Raw genomic sequence first — 14,534 nt, 5'->3', positions numbered from 1 at the left:
GCTTTTACCTCCACAGGGAGAGGGAGCAAACACTAAAAACAGCAACCAACGTTGCCGTTTTGCTTTTACCTCCACAGGGAGAGGGAGCAAACACTAAAAACAGCAACCAACGTTGCCGTTTTGCTTTTACCTCCACGGGGAGAGGGAGCAAACACTAAAAAGGCAACTTACGTTGCCTTTTGCGGTTTATTTTGTGCGCTGACGTACAGCTTCAAACAGGCAGATACCGGTGGCGACCGACACGTTCAGCGACGACACGCTACCCGCCATCGGAATGCTGATGAGCTCGTCGCAATGCTCGCGCGTCAGACGACGCATCCCCTCACCTTCCGCACCCATCACCAGTGCCATCGGGCCGGTCATTTTGCTCTGGAACAGGGTGTGGTCAGCTTCACCCGCGGTGCCAACAATCCAGATATTCTCTTCCTGCAGCAACCGCATAGTACGCGCCAGGTTGGTCACGCGGATCAGCGGGACGTTTTCCGCCGCACCGCAGGCCACTTTTTTGGCGGTCGCGTTTAACTGGGCAGATTTGTCTTTCGGCACGATGATAGCGTGAACGCCCGCCGCATCGGCGCTACGCAGGCAGGCCCCCAGATTGTGTGGATCGGTGACGCCATCGAGGATCAAGAAGAAAGGCTGATCGAGACTGGCGATCAGATCCGGCAGATCGTTTTCCTGGTACTGACGACCCGGTTTCACGCGAGCGATGATGCCCTGATGGACCGCGCCTTCGCTTTTCTCATCCAGATATTGACGGTTAGCGACCTGAATCACGACACCCTGCGCTTCCAGCGCATGGATCAGGGGCATCAGGCGTTTGTCTTCGCGACCCTTAAGAATAAAGACTTCCTGAAAACGCTCCGGAGCGCGTTCCAGCAGGGCCTGCACCGCATGGATGCCGTAAATCATTTCACTCATCAATGGTACTCATTTGAGGCGATATCGCCGGGTTAAAGAAGCTGTGAGACATTCACATCGCCCCATTATAACCGACATAGCCTTCAAATCGACTGCTGAACGTTCAACCGTTCACCACCGCGCGTCTGGCCTCGTGAGTCACCGGGTATTCAGGCAGCCGCGCACTCAGTAAATAGCGCGTGTAGTCCTGCGTCGGCTGGGTGAAGATGCGCTCGCTCTCCCCCTGCTCCACAAGCTTACCGCGGTACATCACCCCCACATGGTCAGCAATATGGCGCACCACGTTTAAGTCGTGGGAGATAAACAGATAGGCCAGCCCGTATTCCCGCTGGAGTGACATCAGCAGGTTAAGGATTTGCGACTGAATGGAAACGTCCAGTGCGGAGACGGGCTCATCGCAGATAATGAGTTTCGGTTTAAGAATCAACGCCCTGGCAATGCCGATTCGCTGGCGCTGACCGCCTGAGAATTCATGTGGGTAGCGGGCGGCATCCTGCGGGCGTAGCCCCACATGCTCCAGCATTTCCGCGACCTGTGCTTTGCGATTTTTGACACCGTGGATGATAAGCGGCTCCTCCAGGCTGTAGCCAATGCTGCGCTTTGGGTCGAGGGAGGAGAGCGGGTCCTGAAATATCATCTGCATCTCCCGACGCACCCGCTGCCACTGCGTGGCACTTTGCCCCAGCAGTGACTGCCCCTCAAAGTGCACCTCACCACCTGAGGCTGGCGTCAGCCCCAGAATCAACCGTCCGGTGGTACTTTTACCGCTGCCCGATTCCCCCACCAGCGCCCAGGTTTCCCCGGCGTTAATCGAGAAACTGACGTTGTCCACCGCCAGCACCGTCTGCCCACGTCGGTGAAAGGTTCTGGATAAGTTGTTCACCTGCAAAAGTGCCGTCATCCCGGTAATCCCTCCGTTTCGTCTGCGCGCCAGCAGCGAACGTTGTGATGTTCACCGTTTACCTTTCGCAACGCTGGCGGTTGTGCCCGACAACGCGGCTGCGCCAGCGGGCAGCGATCGGCATAGGTACAGCCGGCCGGTAAATAATGCAGCGAGGGAACCTGGCCGCGAATTTCTGCCAGCGGGGTTTTTGGCTGATGCTCCACCGATGGACGAGCCGCCAGCAGCGCCCGCGTGTAAGGATGGCGCGGGCTGGCAAAAAGCGTGTGTACGTCGGTCTCTTCGACAACCTGACCGGCATAGAGCACCACTACACGCTGGCACAACCGCGCCACTACGCTGAGATCGTGGGTAATAAACACGATACCCATGCCCGTCTGCTGTTTGATGTCATCCAGCAAGTCGAGGATTTGTGCCTGAATAGTGGCATCCAGCGCGGTGGTGGGCTCGTCAGCAATCAGCAGCGCCGGGGAGGTGGCAATCGCCATCGCGATCATCACCCGCTGGCGCATCCCGCCGGAGAGCTCATGGGGCCAGGCGCTGGCACAACGAGCAGGGTCGGGTATGCCGACCTGTTCGAGCAAGCTGAGGATTTTTTCCTGCCGCTGGCGACGCGTCAGCGTGGTATGTAAGCGTAAACTTTCCGCAATTTGATAGCCGACGGTCATCACCGGATTGAGGCTGGCAAGCGGGTCCTGGAAAATCATTGCCATATCGCGACCGCTGCGCTGCCGTCGCGCCCTGGCGGAGAGCGTATGTAACGCCTGGCCTGCCAGCATCACCTCTCCTTCAATCCGCGTGGTGCGGGGTGAGAGTAGCCCCATCAGGGCCTGGGCGGTGACGCTTTTACCACAGCCTGACTCGCCAATAATGCCCAGCGTTTCATGGGCATTAACCTCAAAAGAGACGCCGCGCACGGGGGATATCACCCCCTGACGGGTGGCGAAATTGACTTCAAGGTGCCTGACCTGTAGCAATGTCTCAGCCATGACGCCCTCCCTGTTTCAGCAAGCGCAGTACGCGGCGCGGCAGTGGTTTCAGGCCAGGGTCGGCGCTGTCGCGCAGATCGTCGCCGATAATATTCAACCCCAGAATCAGCAGCACAATGGCCACGCCGGGGAAGAAGGTCATCCACCAGGCGGTAAAGATCACCGCTTTTCCCTCCAGCAGAAGGTTACCCAGGCTGGGCATCGGCGGGGGCACGCCGGAACCGAGAAAACTGAGCGCCGCCTCGGTGAGAATAGCGACCGAGAAGACCCAGCTCACCTGCACGATAAACGGCGACACCACATTCGGCAGCAGATGCAGCCAGATAATGCGTGAGGCCGATGCCCCCTGCGCCCGCAGCGCTTCAATAAAGTTTTTCTCTTTGATGACCATTGCCGCACCGCGAATCACGCGGGCAATCGACGGCACGTAGACCAGCGATAACGCCAGCACCACGTTGCTGATTTTTGGCCCCAGCACGCCAACAATCGCAATCGCCAGCAGCAGCGACGGGAAGGCAAAGAGTCCGTCGCAGACGCGCATCAGAATGCGATCCACCGGGCGATACCAGGCGCACAGCAGACCGATGGCCAGGCCTGTTACACCTGCAATCACCGCCACCGCCGCACCCACTGACAGCGACACGCGCACCGCCAGTGCGACACGCACAAAGAGATCGCGACCAAAGTTGTCGGTTCCGAACCAATGTTGTAACGAAGGCGGCTTCAGGCGGCTGAGCGGGTCAATGCTGTAAGGGTCGTAGGGGCTGAGGGCGCTGGCGAAAAACGACAGCAGCACGATCGCCAGCAACAGCGCGGGCCAGATCCAGATTCCGGGATTTTTTCCGATCATCAGCGGCTTTCCCCCTCAACGGACAAGCGTGGATCGGCAAGGTAGCTCAGCAGATCCACCGCCAGATTAACCAGCACATAGCACACGGTAATCAACAGTACTACGCCCTGAATCACCGTCACGTCGCGCCGTTCTATCGAGTCAACAATCAGTGAGCCAACGCCGGGAATGCCGAACACGCTTTCAATAACAATCGTGCCCGTCACCAGCGAGGCGAAGGACTCCCCACAAATAGTCAGAATCGGGATCAGCGCATTACGCAGCGTATGACGCAGTAGCACCAGCCGTTCCGGCACCCCTTTCGCCCGCGCCGTGCTGATAAAATGCTCCTGCATCACATCCAGCATCACCGCCCGGGTCATACGGGCAATCAGTGCTGCAATGCGCAACCCCAGCGCGAACGCCGGCAAGGTGAGATACCAGACGTTAAGCCACAGCGAGTCGTTGGTAGAGCGGTACCCCACCACCGGGAACCAGCGCAACTGGACGGCAAAAAAGAAGATCAGAAACAGCCCCAGCAGAAAGCCGGGGACTGACATGCCTAAAGTGGCGAGCGCACGAATGGCTTTATCGATGACACCGCCATGTTGCCAGGCACTCACTACACCGCCGAGTAGTCCGAGCACCAGCGCGATAGCCTGGGCATAAAGCGCCAGCGCCAACGTCGGGGTCAGATGCTGTAAAAAGAGGGTCATCACGCTGGTATTAAGAAACAGCGAATGACCGAGGTCGCCCGTTAAGATGCCAGCAAACCAACTGACAAACTGCACCAGCAGCGGCCTGTCCAGCCCCATCTGTTGGCGCATCGCGGCAATGTCAGCCGGGCTGGCATCGTTACCGAGGATAACCAGCGCCGGATCGCCCGGCGCCAGATGAATCAAACAGAACACCACCACCGAGACCACCAGCAGTACCGGCAGCAGCGCCAGCAGGCGGTGAAAGAGGTATCGTTTCATCGCCTTCTCCCGTCAGGGCTGAGTGACGCTCAGGTTCCACAGAATCGGCCCGCTCAGATCCTGATAACCTTTAACGTTGTTTTTGATGGCGACCGCATCCGGCGTGGTGCGTCCCAGCACAATCACCGGCAGGTACTGCCAGAGCAGGACGTTGAGTTTATCCACCAGCGGACGCGTCTCTTTCAGAGTTGCGGCCTGTTTGATGGCATCCAGCACGCCGTCAATTTCCGGGCTATCGCTTAATCCCGGGAATTTCGCCCGCGAGTCGAGGAACGGATACTGATGCAGCACCTGGCGCATGGTGAACTCCAGCGCACAGAGATCGAAGTTTTTCGGATCCTGGCGGCGCTGCAGCACCGTCGGCCAGTCGTAAACATCAAGACGGGATTTCACGCCAATCTGTTTGAGTACCTGCTGGGCGACGATCGCCAGGTTATACAGCTCGGCATACTCTTTGGTGGCGATAATCACCACCTCTTCGCCTTTATAGCCCGACTCTTGTACCAGCTTGCGTGCCTCATCCAGCTTATGCTGATTCCAGTAAGGCTTACCGGCATCGCTGTACCAGTCCACCTGATCCGGGAAGCCCAGCGACGGTCCCTCTTTAAAGAAGCGCGGATCGCTATAGCCCGCCAGCAGGGTCTGATGCACATCCAGCGCCAGGTTAAACGCCTGGCGCAGCTTGACGTTGGCAAACGGCCCCTGATTTTTATTAAACAGATAAGTGATAAGCGAACCACCGCTTTGCGGCTGGAACAACGAAATATCCGGAGCGCTGGCGAGGGTATCGATATTGTCCTTCGGCAACTGGAATACCAGGTCATACTCCCCGGTCATCGCCCCCGCCAGGCGGGTCGATTCGTCGGTGATATAGCGGAACCAGATGTCTTTGACGTCTGCTTTTTTCTGCCCGGACAGCCCGCTGGCCGCTTCGGTACGCGACACATACTGGTCGTAACGGGTCAGATGCAGATAATCTCCGGCTTTAAATTCCGCCAGCTTGTAGGGGCCGGTGCCAATCAGTTCAGTGACCGGTTTTTTGCTGCTGTTCGCTTCATCAATAATGCGTTTCGGCATGATGGCAGCGATATTTTTCACGTCCGCCAGCACGTTGAGAGTAATGAGCGACGGCGCGGGCAGGGTAAAAGTGACGGTCTTGTCGTCGACTTTGCTGAACTGTACGCCCGGCAGGTTGGCCTTGCCCTGCGTCGACACAGTGAGCCAGCGGTTCATGGACGCCACCACGTCATCGGCGGTGAGCAGTTGCCCGTCATGGAAGTGGACGCCATCACGCAATACGAAGGTGTAGGTTTTGCGATCGTCGCTTAGGGTGTAGCTCTGCACCAGCTCCGGCACCGGCTCGTAGCGGGCGTTAATGGTAAACAGCGTCTCGAAGATATGGCGGTCCACATCCGAAGTGGCGTTGTTGGTGGTGAGATACGGGTCCAGCGTTCCCGGACGGTTACCGTAAGCGATATTGAGCGTGGCGTTCCGGTTTACGGTTTCTGCCTGCGCATTCCCCAGAGGTAAAACCGCCGCCAGCATCAGCGCGGCGGCAGAAAACAGCATTTTCATTATATTGTGGCTCCAGTCGAATATCAGGCAGCCTGGGTCGCAGTGCTGCGCCCGGCGAATTCATCTTTGGTTTCCTGCAACAGCGCCGCATCGGTCAGTAAACGCAGGCCGGTACGCGCCAGCACCTGCGCGCCGGTGACCAGGGCTTCGTAGCCTTTTACCGAGTTCGCTGCTTCACGGAATGCCACGGTGTGACCGATAAGATCGTCCGGGCCGATTTTGATATAGGGGTGTCCTGTTGGAACGGCATGGCTGATATCGCCCGCGTCCGTTGAACCCAGCCCCTCTTTCTCTTTCAGCTCGACCTCTTCCCCGGCGGCGGTAAACTCTTCCAGTAGCACGTTATTAAGCGTGTGGTTGATATTGAAATCACGCGGGCCAACCTGGTGCTCAATTTTCACCGTGGTGCCGGTTGCCAGGGCAACGCCTTCGGCAATGGCGCGGATGCGCGGCTCAAGCGCCAACACCTCTTCGCGGGTATGGGCGCGAATGTAGTAGTGGGCGGAAGCGTATTCCGGGATCACGTTCGGAGCCTGACCGCCGTTAGTGATAATGCCGTGGACGCGAATCCCGTCCGGCAACTGCTGGCGCAGCACGCTGATACCGTTGTAGAGCAGGACCAGCGCATCCAGCGCGTTCACCCCTTTGTGCGGCGAGCTACCCGCATGGGAAGGTTTACCGTAGAAATGGAAATAGAGATGATTGTTGGCCAGCGACGGGCCGGAAAGGCGGGTTTTGCCTGCCGGGTGTACCATCAGTGCGACATCAACATCATCAAGGAAGCCATGCTCAACAAAGCGGGCTTTCACATTGCCGTTCGGGCCGCCTTTACCGCGCAGTCCGCCCTCTTCCGCCGGAGTGCCGAGCACCACCACTTTACCGCCGGTCTGATCCAGCACCTGACTTAAGGCTACCGCCGCCGCAATGCTGGTGACGCCAATGATGTTGTGCCCGCAGGCGTGACCAATGTCGATCAGCGCATCGTATTCCGCCAGATACGCAATGGTTGGCCCCGGTTTGCCGCTCTCTTTGACGGCGTAGAAGGCGGTCTCGTGCCCGGCCACGTTGGAGGTCACGGTAAAACCATGCTTCTCCAGCAGTTGGGTCAGCACCCCGTTGGCGTAATACTCGTTATTCCCGGTTTCGGGATGGGCATGAATATCTTTGGCTATCGCCACATACTCGTCGCGGTGCTGATGAATGCTCTCTTCCAGACGGTCTCGTAATTCGCTCGTGCTCATTGCTTCCACCTCAGTGATGACAGTTGATTCATTCCCGACACCGGGAACAGGGAGTTAACCTAAATGACGTTTCGCCTCCTGGCGGACGCGGTGTAAAATGTGCTGCTTGATTTCGCCGTAACGCGGGTGCTCCGCCAGCGTTTCAATGTCGCGCTCGCGGCCAAAGGGCAGGACAATCTCTTCGACGATTTTTCCCGGTTTGGCCGACATCACCAGAATGCGGTCGGCCAGAAACAGTGCTTCTTCCACATCGTGGGTGACGAACAACAGCGTGGTGCCGGTCGTCAGCCAGGCTTCACGCAGCAGCTCCTGCATCATCAGACGGGTTTGTGCATCCAGTGCGCCAAAGGGTTCATCCAGCAGCAGCACTTCTGGCCCCGGCAGCCAGGCACGGGCCAGCGCCACACGCTGCTTCATACCCCCGGAAAGCTGCCACGGCGCATGCTGCTCAAAACCTTTCAGGCCAACGCGATTCAGCCAGTCCTGCGCCCGTGCATTGACCTCTTCTTTTTGATAACGGCCCAGACGTGGGCCAAAGGTGACGTTATCCAGCACCGACAACCACGGGAACAGGTTCGGCTGCTGGAAGATCATGCCGCGCTCCGGCCCCGGCTGCCGCACCGGTTTTCCGCTCGCGAGTACGCGGCCGCTGTCCGGTTTGGTAAACCCGGCGACCAGGTTGAGAATGGTGGATTTGCCGCAGCCCGACGGGCCTAACAGCACGACAAACTCCCCTTTATCGAGGGTGAGATCTATCCCCTCCAGCACCGTAAACGGCTGCGGTTTAGCCGCAAAAGAGAGGGAGACATTTTCAAGCGCGATGGCACTCATTATTCTTTCCCCGCCCACGGGACAAACAGACGTTGTAGCCCCAGCAGTAATAAATCCAACAGATACCCCGTCCCGCCCAAGAGCAGGATGCCGAGCATGACGATATCGGTACGTAAATAAGAGCTGGCGTTGATGACCATCCAGCCGAGGCCTGAACTGGCGGCGACCATCTCAGCGGCAATCAACGAGGTCCAGCCAATACCAATAGAGAGCCTGACGGTGGTAAAGAGATCCGGCAGGGCATCCGGCAGCACCACGCGCAGGAAAATCTGCCCTTTGGTGGCGCCCAGCGTTTGCGCGACCCGTATGCGTGCCCGCCCAATCCGCTCCACCGCCGCCGACGCCCCCACCACCACACTCAGGAAGGTGGCGATAAAGATCAGGAAGAATTTCGACGCTTCCCCTATCCCCAGCCAGACCACGGCCAGCGGGATTAGCGCGATTTTCGGTAACGGACGCAGGAACTGCACAAACGGGTTAAGCACCGCGGACAAACCGGGTGACAGCCCCATCAGCAGTCCGAGCGGGATACCCAGCACAATCGCGACCGCAAAGGCGCTCAGCGCACGGGCCAGGCTCACCGCCACGTGCTGCCAGAGTGGGACCTGGCGGTAACCGTCCGCCAGCAGCTCTTCAGCCGTCAGGCCAATATCGGTGAGTGACGGCAGTAACAGCGGGTCCACCCATTGCCGGGTGGCCGCCAGTTGCCAGAGCGCGAAGAAAACCGCCACCGAAAACACGCTGATGGCGATATGCTGACCTACTTTCATTTTGCCGCCGCTTCCCGGATGTAACGGGAATCAATCGCCGTGTCCCAATTGTCCGGGATATCCTGCTTACGAATTTCGCCAATGCCTGCGAGGAAGTTAGAGGTTTTGGTCAGCGCCTTGCCAATGCCGCTATGGGTGGTGTCGGTGCCGTTACCCAGCCAGGCCGCAGTGCCCTGCTCAGTAAGCGTTGGGTACTCCAGCCCGCCCAGCGTATTGGCGGCGGTGGTGACCGGTGCACCCACTTCTTTCGCAACGATGGCGGCAGCACTCTCCGGGTCTTTCTTAAACTCGTCGACTTTCTGCTGATGCACGCGCAGGAAGGCGCTCACTGTTTCCGGGTACTGTTCGGCAAAGGCCTTACGTACCACGTAGTTGTTGTAAATCAGGTAGCCATCTTTCTGCAGATCTTTGGTGGCAAAGACCTGATGACCGCCGGAGGATTCCAGCTCCTGCGCAAAGGGGGCCCAGACGTAACCTGCGTCAATATCGCCGCGTTTCCACGCTGCCACCATCTCTGCCGGGCGTAAAGGCAACAGCGTTATTTTGCTGCGATCGAGTTTATTGACGCTAATTGCCGCTTCCAGCGCATAAGCCGCCGTGGAATTTGGCGGATAGGCCACGCGTTTCCCTTCAATATCTTTAATCGTGTTGATGCCGTCTTTGCCAATTAAACGTTCATAGCTGGCAATGACGCCTGAAACACCAATAATTTCCACTGGCAATTTACGGACAATACCCGCCGTTGCCGGACTGGAGCCGAAATTGGCAATATCAATCGCATTGCTGGCGAAATAATTAAGGGCATCGGCACCGGAGGCAAATTGCACCCATTTCACCTGGCTGTGTAAGGCTTTATCTAAAGAGCCGTCGGCTTTGGCGAGCATTAATACCTGCGAGCCGCCGCTATAAGCCACACGGACTTCTGGAGGATTGGCGGCCATACCGATATTGGCCCACAGGCTGCCTGCTGCGAGTAATATGCCGAGCGTTTTTTTCATTTCTTTTTCCTTGAGGTAAATGCGAGTCATCTTTCCCGCGAAGCAGGGGAAAATAGTCAATTAAAGCGTGTTGTTTTATGCCAGTTGCGTGAGGCGATAGTCCTGCCAGAGGCGGGAACATCGTTCGGCCAGCGATTGTGCGGGGTCGTGCGTAAGTGACAGAAACGGCGCTTCCACCGCACGCAGAGCCACCGGGACTTCCGTGCAGGCCAGCACCAGTTGCTGCGCGCCACGCGCCATCAGCGCCAGCGCCTGCAATGAGAGCAGTTCGCCACCCTCGGCCAGTTTGCCGCGCTTCACCGCATAGCAGCCGGGCACAAACCACTCAGCCAGCTCGTCTTCGGTAGGCGTAATGGATTCAATGCCCTGCGCTGCCAGACGCTGCTGAAACCAGCCGGCGTCCAGCGTCCCTTTGGTGGCAATGATGCCGACACGTTCGGGCTTTTTCGCCGCCGTTAACAGCGCATCCAGGGTAGCATCCACGATATGCAGAATGGGCGCATCACTGGCGGCACTCAGTTGCGGATACCAGTGGTGCGCGGTGTTGCAAGGAATAGCGATATGGCTCGCCCCCGCCTGATTCAGTTTTTCAATGCCCTCAAGCAGTTGAGGCAACGGCGACGGACCAGCCCCGGCCAGCGCCTTTTGCCGGTCGGCGATTTGCGGCACATTCCACACTACCGACGGCAGGTGGTGTTGATCGCTCTGCGCCGGTGTGGCGTCGAGCAATTTGTGCTGAAAGTCGAGCGTGGCGAGCGGCCCCATGCCGCCCAGCACACCAAGCAAGAAGGGCTTAGCCATGACGGGCATGCGCCTCCAGCACCTGGCGATAGCCAAACAGACCAACGGAACCACCGGTGTGGATAAACACCACGTTCTCATTCTTGCGGAAATGGCCTTTACGAATCAGATCGATAAGCCCGGCAGCCCCTTTCCCGGAATAGACCGGGTCGAGAAGAATGCCTTCATGGCGGGCAAAGAGGGTCAGCGCCTCCAGCATACTCTCGGTCGGCAGACCGTAGCCGTCACCGACGTAATCGCTGTTCGCCACCACCGCCTCACGCGGTAGCTCACCCGGCACACCCAGCAGCGCCAGGGTGCGCGAGGCCAGATTCCAGACGTTCTCTTCCTGCTTCGCCTTCGGTGCGCGAACGCTAATCCCCAGCACAGGCACCTGGCTGTTGGTGGCGGTAAACCCGGCGACCAGCCCGGCTTGTGTACCTGTACTGCCGGTAGCGTGCACGACATGATCAATACGCAAACGTAACTGTGAAGACTGGTACAGCAACTCTTCGGCACAGGCGACATAACCCAGCGCACCAATGGGGTTAGAGCCACCGCCAGGGATGATGTAGGGGTTATGGCCCTGCTCACGTAGCGTCGCGGCATACTCTTCCATTGCCTGCTGCATATCGGTGCCGCCCGGCAGATGGGCAACGATTTCGCCGCCCAGCAGATCATCCAGCAGGACATTCCCGGAGCGTTGATAGTCTTCGCCAAAGTCGGTAACGCGTTTTTCCAGCAGCACTTTTGCGGCCAGCCCAAGTTTCGCCGCGCCGGCAATGGTCTGGCGCACATGGTTAGACTGGGTCGCCCCCTGGGTAATGATCACATCGGCTTTTTTCTCCAGCGCATCGGCCAGCAGAAATTCCAGCTTACGGGTTTTATTGCCGCCGCTGGCAAGCCCTGTCGCATCATCGCGCTTGATCCATATTTTCGGACCACCGAGTAATGCAGAGAGATTATTCAGAGGCTCCAGGGGAGTGGGAAAATGGCCGAGCGAAAGTCGGGGAAAGCGCGCCAGATGCATAACGACTCCTTGCTAAATAAGCGAATAACAGATGGGAGTCACTATACACATCAGAATCTGAGCGCTAATCACCAATAATAAATATCGATTCTCACAATTTAGCTAAGTCAGAGAAATAACCGTCCGGAGGGCTATTTCTATTACACGCGGGAATATATTACGTTAAAAAAGAATAACCCCTCTGCATAGAGAGGGGTTATCAGGCGGTATTTCAGCGCTATTTATTCAGCGTCTTTCTTTTTTGACGCACGCTTCGCTTTAGTCGCTGCGGCAATTTTTTGCGTCTTCGCGGACGGCTTTTTCACGCTTTTTTCTTTCTTCGGTTTCGCGGGGCTTTTCGCTTTACGGAATGCGCTGTCGGGTTCGAAATTAACTTTCTTACCGGTCTGACGACGTTTTCCCGACGGCTTAGCGCCGTTACCTTTCTTCGCATTTTCACGTGCGGTTTTACCCACATTACGCGGCCCGCGTTCGCTGGAAATCAACGAGAAGTCGATTTTACGCTCGTCCATATTGACCGCTTCCACACGCACTTCCACTTTGTCGCCCAGACGGTAAGTCTGGCCGCCCGATTCGCCAATCAGACGCTGGCCCACCTGGTCGAAGCGATAGTAGTCGTTATCGAGCGTGGAGACGTGCACCAGACCATCGATAAACAGATCGGTCAGGCGTACAAAGAAGCCAAAGCCGGTGACGCTGGCAATCACGCCAGGGAAGGTATTGCCCACCTGGTCCTGCATAAAGTCGCATTTCAGCCAGTCAGAGACTTCACGGGTCGCTTCATCCGCGCGACGTTCAGTCATTGAGCAGTGCTGGCCCAGTTGCAGCATCTCTTCCATAGAGTAGTGCCAGCCGCCGGTTTCGGTGCTGTTGCCGGTATGGCCCTCATCTTTCGCCAGCAGATATTTGATGGCACGGTGCAGCGACAGGTCAGGATAACGGCGGATCGGCGAGGTAAAGTGTGCATAAGATTGCAGCGCCAGGCCGAAGTGGCCGCGGTTTTCCGGATCGTAGACCGCCTGCTTCATGGATCGCAGCAGCATGGTTTGCAGCATCTCATGATCGGGACGATCGGCGATGGACTCAAGCAGTGCTGCATAATCCGCAGGCTCAGGCTTGTTACCGCCCGGTAGCTCCAGGCCCAACTCCGCCAGAACGGTACGGAAAGAAGTGATCGCTTCAGTCGTTGGCTTGTCATGGATACGGAACAGCGCGGGCTCATTCTCTTTCTCAACGAAGCGCGCCGCCGAGATATTTGCGAGGATCATGCACTCTTCAATCAATTTATGGGCATCATTACGCTGAGTTTGCTCAATGCGCTCAATACGACGCTCGGCGTTGAAGATGAACTTCGCCTCTTCGCTCTCAAAGGAGATGCCGCCACGTTCGGCACGGGAGGCATCAAGAACTTTATAGAGGTTGTGCAGCTCTTCGATGTGCTTAACCAGCGGCGCATACTGCTCGCGCAGATCCTGATCGCCCTGCAGTATATGCCAGACCTTGTTGTAGGTCAGACGGGCATGGGAGCTCATTACCGCTTCGTAGAAGGTATAACTCGTCAGACGACCCTTTGCCGAAATGGTCATTTCACAGACCATACACAGACGGTCAACCTGCGGGTTGAGTGAACACAGGCCGTTGGAGAGCACCTCCGGCAGCATCGGCACAACCTGGGATGGGAAATAGACCGAGGTTCCACGAGCACGCGCCTCATCATCCAGCGGCGTGCCCGGACGGACGTAATAGCTGACATCGGCAATAGCAACCCACAGGCGCCAGCCGCCGCCGCGTTTTTTCTCACAATAAACGGCGTCGTCGAAGTCGCGGGCATCTTCACCATCGATGGTGACCAGTGGCAGGGAACGCAGGTCTATGCGGCCCACTTTGGCCTCTTCCGGCACCTGCTCTTTCAGCCCTGAAACCTGTTTTTCAACCGCAGGCGGCCAGACGTACGGAATTTCATGGGTACGCAGCGCCATATCGACAGCCATGCCGGTGCCCATATTGTCGCCCAGTACTTCGACAATTTTACCGATGGCTTTAGTGCGACGGGTCGGGCGCTGGGTCAGTTCAACCACCACCACAAAGCCCATGCGCGCGCCCATGATCTCTTCTGGCGGGATCAGTATGTCGAAACTCAGACGGCTGTCATCCGGCACCACAAAGCCGACGCCCGCGTCGGTAAAGTAACGGCCAACAATCTGACCGGTTTTCGGTACCAGGATGCGCACAACACGCGCTTCACGACGACCTTTACGGTCGGCACCCAGCGGCTGGGCCAGAATCTGATCGCCGTGAATACACATTTTCATCTGTTCGCTGGAGAGGTACAGATCGTCTTTGCGGCCTTCTACGCGCAAGAAGCCGTAGCCATCGCGGTGACCGATAACCGTTCCTTTCAGCAAATCAAGGCGTTCTGGCAGGGCGTAACACTGACGGCGGGTAAAGACCAGTTGTCCGTCGCGCTCCATGGCGCGCAGGCGGCGGCGCAGTGCTTCGTTTTGCTCTTCGCCTTCGATATTGAGTTCAATTGCCAGCTCTTCACGGCTGGCCGGTTTTTCGCGTTTTGTTAAATGTTCGAGGATAAATTCGCGGCTGGGGATGGGGTTTGTGTATTTTTCAGCTTCGCGTTCCTGGAAAGGATCGTGTGACATAGCGGTTCCTCCGTTGTCATCTCTGGTGAAAGTCCCGT

13 protein-coding genes are annotated in these 14,534 nt (G+C 57.5%); all 13 read right to left on the bottom strand.

The window, feature by feature from the left end; genetic code table 11:
• Positions 1-186: 186 nt before the first annotated feature.
• Positions 187-921, bottom strand: coding sequence for a 23S rRNA (guanosine(2251)-2'-O)-methyltransferase RlmB (gene rlmB, locus ABU190_RS18775; RefSeq protein WP_039077803.1), 735 nt, complete (start codon positions 919-921; stop codon positions 187-189).
• A gap of 103 nt (positions 922-1,024) precedes the next feature.
• A complete protein-coding gene (locus tag ABU190_RS18770) occupies positions 1,025-1,822 on the bottom strand; it encodes an ATP-binding cassette domain-containing protein (RefSeq protein WP_354692121.1) in 798 nt (265 codons plus the stop codon).
• Positions 1,819-2,811, bottom strand: coding sequence for an ABC transporter ATP-binding protein (locus ABU190_RS18765; RefSeq protein ID WP_354692120.1), 993 nt, complete (start codon positions 2,809-2,811; stop codon positions 1,819-1,821). Before ABU190_RS18765 ends, ABU190_RS18770 begins: the two co-directional genes overlap by 4 nt.
• Entirely contained in the window at positions 2,804-3,661 is an 858-nt protein-coding gene (locus tag ABU190_RS18760) for an ABC transporter permease (RefSeq protein ID WP_071193472.1), read from the bottom strand. Before ABU190_RS18760 ends, ABU190_RS18765 begins: the two co-directional genes overlap by 8 nt.
• A complete protein-coding gene (locus tag ABU190_RS18755; RefSeq protein WP_071193471.1) occupies positions 3,661-4,617 on the bottom strand; it encodes an ABC transporter permease in 957 nt (318 codons plus the stop codon). Before ABU190_RS18755 ends, ABU190_RS18760 begins: the two co-directional genes overlap by 1 nt.
• Positions 4,618-4,629: 12 nt before the next feature.
• Entirely contained in the window at positions 4,630-6,192 is a 1,563-nt protein-coding gene (locus tag ABU190_RS18750) for an ABC transporter substrate-binding protein (RefSeq protein ID WP_193794947.1), read from the bottom strand.
• A gap of 23 nt (positions 6,193-6,215) precedes the next feature.
• Positions 6,216-7,433, bottom strand: a complete 1,218-nt coding sequence (locus tag ABU190_RS18745; RefSeq protein ID WP_071193469.1) for a M20 family metallopeptidase — start codon at positions 7,431-7,433, stop codon at positions 6,216-6,218.
• A gap of 54 nt (positions 7,434-7,487) precedes the next feature.
• The gene (locus ABU190_RS18740) at positions 7,488-8,264 is read right to left on the bottom strand and encodes an ABC transporter ATP-binding protein (protein ID WP_354692119.1); all 777 of its coding nucleotides are present in this window, start codon (positions 8,262-8,264) and stop codon (positions 7,488-7,490) included.
• The gene (locus ABU190_RS18735) at positions 8,264-9,034 is read right to left on the bottom strand and encodes an ABC transporter permease (protein ID WP_079497688.1); all 771 of its coding nucleotides are present in this window, start codon (positions 9,032-9,034) and stop codon (positions 8,264-8,266) included. Before ABU190_RS18735 ends, ABU190_RS18740 begins: the two co-directional genes overlap by 1 nt.
• Complete coding sequence (locus ABU190_RS18730; RefSeq protein WP_354692118.1) at positions 9,031-10,032, bottom strand: glycine betaine ABC transporter substrate-binding protein; 1,002 nt, start codon at positions 10,030-10,032, stop codon at positions 9,031-9,033. Before ABU190_RS18730 ends, ABU190_RS18735 begins: the two co-directional genes overlap by 4 nt.
• Positions 10,033-10,107: 75 nt before the next feature.
• On the bottom strand, positions 10,108-10,833 hold the full coding sequence (locus tag ABU190_RS18725; protein WP_354692117.1) for an amino acid racemase: 726 nt from the start codon (positions 10,831-10,833) through the stop codon (positions 10,108-10,110).
• Complete coding sequence (locus tag ABU190_RS18720; protein WP_354692116.1) at positions 10,826-11,842, bottom strand: D-cysteine desulfhydrase; 1,017 nt, start codon at positions 11,840-11,842, stop codon at positions 10,826-10,828. Before ABU190_RS18720 ends, ABU190_RS18725 begins: the two co-directional genes overlap by 8 nt.
• A gap of 221 nt (positions 11,843-12,063) precedes the next feature.
• On the bottom strand, positions 12,064-14,496 hold the full coding sequence (gene rnr, locus ABU190_RS18715) for a ribonuclease R (protein WP_296414348.1): 2,433 nt from the start codon (positions 14,494-14,496) through the stop codon (positions 12,064-12,066).
• Positions 14,497-14,534 lie beyond the last annotated feature (38 nt).

The organism is Phytobacter sp. RSE-02 (genome assembly GCF_040578655.1).
In the GTDB taxonomy this organism is placed as follows: Bacteria; Pseudomonadota; Gammaproteobacteria; order Enterobacterales; family Enterobacteriaceae; genus Phytobacter; species Phytobacter diazotrophicus.
The sequence above is the reverse complement of the archived record's forward strand: the minus strand, read 5'-3'. Positions and strand labels throughout refer to the sequence as shown.

Coding starts and splice junctions, on each gene's coding strand:
- ABU190_RS18725 (WP_354692117.1), bottom strand. CDS start 10,833: ATGGCTAAGCCCTTCTTGCTTGGTGTGCTGGGCGGCATGGGGCCGCTC.
- ABU190_RS18765 (WP_354692120.1), bottom strand. CDS start 2,811: ATGGCTGAGACATTGCTACAGGTCAGGCACCTTGAAGTCAATTTCGCC.
- rlmB (WP_039077803.1), bottom strand. CDS start 921: ATGAGTGAAATGATTTACGGCATCCATGCGGTGCAGGCCCTGCTGGAA.
- ABU190_RS18755 (WP_071193471.1), bottom strand. CDS start 4,617: ATGAAACGATACCTCTTTCACCGCCTGCTGGCGCTGCTGCCGGTACTG.
- ABU190_RS18760 (WP_071193472.1), bottom strand. CDS start 3,661: ATGATCGGAAAAAATCCCGGAATCTGGATCTGGCCCGCGCTGTTGCTG.
- ABU190_RS18735 (WP_079497688.1), bottom strand. CDS start 9,034: ATGAAAGTAGGTCAGCATATCGCCATCAGCGTGTTTTCGGTGGCGGTT.
- ABU190_RS18740 (WP_354692119.1), bottom strand. CDS start 8,264: ATGAGTGCCATCGCGCTTGAAAATGTCTCCCTCTCTTTTGCGGCTAAA.
- ABU190_RS18745 (WP_071193469.1), bottom strand. CDS start 7,433: ATGAGCACGAGCGAATTACGAGACCGTCTGGAAGAGAGCATTCATCAG.
- ABU190_RS18730 (WP_354692118.1), bottom strand. CDS start 10,032: ATGAAAAAAACGCTCGGCATATTACTCGCAGCAGGCAGCCTGTGGGCC.
- rnr (WP_296414348.1), bottom strand. CDS start 14,496: ATGTCACACGATCCTTTCCAGGAACGCGAAGCTGAAAAATACACAAAC.
- ABU190_RS18720 (WP_354692116.1), bottom strand. CDS start 11,842: ATGCATCTGGCGCGCTTTCCCCGACTTTCGCTCGGCCATTTTCCCACT.
- ABU190_RS18750 (WP_193794947.1), bottom strand. CDS start 6,192: ATGAAAATGCTGTTTTCTGCCGCCGCGCTGATGCTGGCGGCGGTTTTA.
- ABU190_RS18770 (WP_354692121.1), bottom strand. CDS start 1,822: ATGACGGCACTTTTGCAGGTGAACAACTTATCCAGAACCTTTCACCGA.